Genomic DNA, 287 nt, shown 5'->3' on the forward strand with positions numbered 1-287 from the left:
GTTGTCATCGCCGTCGCCCGGATTTTCTTCGCCATCTCCGTTGTCATCGCCGTCGCCAGTATCCTCCTCAAATGGCCTTACCGAAATATTGTCGTATTTCGTATCACTTTGGAAGCTGCGCACGCCAATTTTACCTTGTACAAATGCTGTAGGACTGTTGTCATCATACGTAATTTTTGGCGTTTCCATATCACCAACGTAAATTTTTATATTTGTTCCTTTTACCTCAATCTTCATATGTTGCCATTCATCAGTCGGCCCTTCTATGCTTGCGCCCGTAATATATT

At 43.6% G+C, this 287-nt stretch carries 1 protein-coding gene; it reads right to left on the reverse strand.

Going from position 1 to position 287, the window contains the following annotated elements; all coding sequences use genetic code 11:
• Positions 1-287: 3-keto-alpha-glucoside-1,2-lyase-like domain-containing protein (locus tag AC1ECF_RS17545; protein WP_480390727.1), on the reverse strand; the 287-nt coding region annotated here is incomplete at both ends.

The organism is Psychrobacillus sp. Z3-81, from assembly GCF_056620325.1.